The organism is Cellulomonas biazotea (assembly GCF_004306155.1).
GTDB lineage: Bacteria > Actinomycetota > Actinomycetes > Actinomycetales > Cellulomonadaceae > Cellulomonas > Cellulomonas biazotea.
This window is the reverse complement of sequence record NZ_BIMR01000398.1, coordinates 1-3,680: the sequence shown is the minus strand read 5'-3', so window position 1 is coordinate 3,680 and position 3,680 is coordinate 1. Positions and strand designations below refer to the sequence as shown.

3 protein-coding genes are annotated in these 3,680 nt (G+C 74.0%); all 3 read right to left on the bottom strand.

Translation table 11 applies throughout. The annotated features are described in order from the left end of the window. Positions 1 to 1,248 (bottom strand): methyl-accepting chemotaxis protein (locus CBZ_RS19205; RefSeq protein ID WP_130783055.1); only part of this gene is annotated, 1,248 nt, incomplete at its 3' end. A 120-nt stretch (positions 1,249 to 1,368) separates the two neighbouring features. Then, complete coding sequence (locus CBZ_RS19200; protein ID WP_130783054.1) at positions 1,369 to 1,785, bottom strand: chemotaxis protein CheW; 417 nt, start codon at positions 1,783 to 1,785, stop codon at positions 1,369 to 1,371. After that, the coding region (locus CBZ_RS19195; RefSeq protein ID WP_130783053.1) for a chemotaxis protein CheA at positions 1,782 to 3,680 on the bottom strand (1,899 nt) is incomplete at its 5' end. The genes CBZ_RS19195 and CBZ_RS19200, both read right to left, overlap by 4 nt.

The window sequence follows — 3,680 nt, the reverse complement described above, 5'->3', positions numbered from 1 at the left end:
GCCGGCGACGACCGCGAAGCCCTTGCCGGCCTCCCCGGCGCGCGCGGCCTCGATCGTCGCGTTGAGCGCGAGCAGGTTCGTCTGCTCCGCGATCGACGTGATGAGCTTGACGACCTTGCCGATCTCCTGGCTGGACGAGCCCAGGCGGGACACCGAGTCGTTCGCGGTCGACGCCGCGCCGGTCGCGGCCTGCGCGACCTTCGTCGCCTCGGTCGCGTTCTGCGCGATCTCCCGGATCGACGCGCCCATCTGCTCCGCACCGGCGGCGACCGCCTGCACGTTGCGCGACACCTGCTCCGCGGCGGCCGCGACGACCCCCGCCTGCACGGACGTCTCGTCGGAGCCCGCGGCGACCTGGCTCGACGACGCGGACAGCTGCTCGGCGGCGGCGGCGACCTCGTCGGCCGTCTTCTGCACCTCCTGCAGCGTGGTCCGGACGCCGCGCTGCGCCTTGGCGAGCGCGTCCCGCATCTGGCCCATCTCGTCGCGCGACGTGCCCGGCACGCTCCGCGTGAAGTCGCCGACGGCCATGCCGTTGAGCGCGCGGCACATGTCCCACACGCTCTTGCGGATGCCCGCCGCGACCTTGAAGCCGAGGAACATCGACAGTCCGAGACCTGCCACGAGGCTGACGGCGAGGATGAGGCCCGCCTGGTCGGCGCGGGCGTGCGCCGCGTCGACGCTCCGCTCGATCTCCGCGGCCATGGCGTCCTGCACCGCGTCGAAGTCCATGACGAACTGGTCGATCGCCGGCTGGCTCACCGTCTGGAGCACGCTCGAGTACGCGTCCGGGTCGTCCGACAGCGCGGCCGGCACGACCTTCTCGTCGCGCAGGACGACCCACGCGCCGTACGACTCGGCGAACGCCTGCCAGTCCGCGCCGCGCCCTGCGCTCGACTCCGCGAAAGCGGTCATCGCGTCGCCCATCTCCAGGTCGTTGCGCCGCTGGAGCTCGACCCACGACTTGCGCACCACGGGGTTCTTCACGGCGGCGATCTGCGCCACCGTGAGGCGCGCGGTCTGCTGACCGTCGTCGACCGCCCGCGCCAGCTGCGCGACGTCCGTGGCGATCACGTCGATCGCCTCCACGTCCTGCGCCGCGCGCTGCAACGAGAGGTACGCGAAGCCGCCGGAGCCCAGCGCCACCACGGCCACCAGGCCGAGCAGCAGCATCATCTTCGTCTGGATGCCCAGGTTGTTCAGGCTCTTGCGCGCTCGGGGGGCGCTCTCGCGGGAGGACTTGCTCATCACGTGCTCCTTGGGGGGCTTCGTCGCCGTCGTCGGTCCCGATCGGACGAGGTGACGAAGGTGTGAGGGTTCGCCGGGGCCGTCACCCGGCCGGACGTCGCGCGGACGCCCGGCTCCGGGTCACGCCGCTGCGGCCTCGTCGACGTCCAGGACCAGCAGCAGGCGCCGGTCGAGCGTGCAGGCGGACACGATGAGCGACCGCAGCGCCGGGTCCAGCGTCTCCGGCGGGGTCTCCACCTGGTCGGCCGGCACGTCGAGCACGTCGCCGATCTCGTCGACGAGCAGGCTCACGGGCTCCCCGTCGACCTGCACGACGACCATCATCGGCTCGGCGTCCTGCCCGAGCGGGGCCAGGCCCAGCCGCGGGCGCAGGTCGACCGTGAGGACGACCTGCCCGCGGAGGTTCACCAGGCCCGCGATGCCCGACGGGGCCAGCGGGACCCGGGTGCGGGCGTGCGCCCGCAGGGCCTCCTGGACCCGCAGCACGTCGACGCCGTACAGGCCGTCGCCGATCGTGAACGTGACGTAGCGGTTCACGCGGCACCCTCCAGCGCGTCGTCCTCGAACTCGTGGTCGGCGGCCAGCAGCGCCGCCCGCAGGTCGAGCAGCTCCGTGACCCGGCCGTGTACGACGGTCGAGCCGACCAGGCCCGACGCGTCGATGTCGGAGTGGTCCGAGTGGTCCTCGACGATGTCGACGATCTCCTCGACGACCAGCGCCGCACTGCGGTCGCCGCGCTCGTACACGACGAGCAGCAGCTCCTCGCGCTCCTCGCGCTGCGCCCCGACGAGGCTGTCGACGCGGGCCAGCGGCAGGATCGAGCCGCGGTACTGCACGACCTCGCGGTCGCCGACCGTCTCGACCTCGTCCGCCCGGACGTGCTCCAGCCGGGCGACCCCGGCCAGCGGCATCGCGACCAGGCGGCCGTCGCCGATGCGGGCGACCAGCAGCTGGGCGGCCTCGTCGGCGTGCTCGACCGCGGCGTGCGACGTCCCGCCGATGCTCGCGTGCTCGTGCTCGCGGACCATGGCGCGGCGGGCGATGGCCTGGACGTCGAGGATCAGCGCGACGCGACCGTCGCCCAGCACCGTCGTCCCCGAGTACGTGCCGACCGTCTTGAGCTGCGCCGCGAGCGGCGTGACGACGATCTCCTCGGTGGCCAGGACCCGGTCGACCAGCAGGCCGAAGCGGTTGTCGTCGGCCTGCACGACCACGATGACGCCGGCACGCGAGCCGGCCTGCTCACCGTCGGACAGCCCCAGGACGTCCCGCAGCGGGACCAGCGGCAGCAGCTCGCCGCGCAGCCGGTACACCGGCGCGTCGTGCACGTGCTCGACGGTCTGCTCGGCGCGGTCGTCGAGGGCCACGAGCTCGAGCACGTGGACCTGCGGGACCGCGTACAGGTCGTCGTCGCAGACCACGGACAGCGACGGCATGATCGCGAGCGTCAGCGGGATGCGCAGCCGCCACACGGTGCCGACGCCGACGGTCGACTCGACGTCGACCGTCCCGCCGACCGCCTCGATGCGGGTCCGCACGACGTCCATGCCGACCCCGCGGCCGGACACGTTGGTCACCGCGGCGGCCGTCGAGAAGCCGGGCAGGAACAGCAGGCCGAGCATCTCCGCCTGGCCGAGCGTGGCGACCTGCTCGGGCGTGCGCAGGCCCTTGCTCACGGCGGACGCGGCGACCTTCTGCGGGTCGATGCCGCGGCCGTCGTCGCGGACCTCCACGACGACCTGCCCACCGGCGTGCGACGCGCGCAGCTCGAGCACGCCCTGCGCGGGCTTGCCCGCGGCGACGCGCTCGGCGGGCGGCTCGATGCCGTGGTCGACCGCGTTGCGCACGAGGTGCGTCAGCGGGTCCTTCACGGCCTCGAGCAGGCTGCGGTCGAGCTCGGTGTCGCCACCCGTGAGCTCGAGGCGGACCTCGCGGCCGCACACGGCGGCGAGGTCGCGCACGACGCGCGGCATCTTCGACCAGACGTGCTCGATGGGCTGCATGCGGGTCCGCATGACCCCGTCCTGCAGCTCCGAGGCGATGAGGTTGAGCTGCTGGGCCGAACGCGTGAGGTCGACGTCCTGCGCCTCCGACGCGAGCCGGCTCAGGCGGTTGCGGACCAGCACGAGCTCGCCGACCTGCCGCATGAGGCGGTCGAGCAGGTCGACGTCGACACGCACGGAGGCGTCGGCGGCGCTGCGCAGCGACGCGACCTCCTCCAGGGGTGCGGCGGCCGGGGCCATCGTCGGGTGGTACTCGGGCACCGCGCCGAGGTCGGCGAGCGCGGCGGACGCGAGCGCCTGGACCGCGGCGGCCTCGAGCGCGGCGTCGGCGGCCGCGGCTGCGGCGTCGACGGCGGCGGGCACGAGGGCGGGGGTCTCGGTGACCGGGGCCTCCCGCGGGTGGGGCACCTCGGCGGTGGGGGCTGCGGC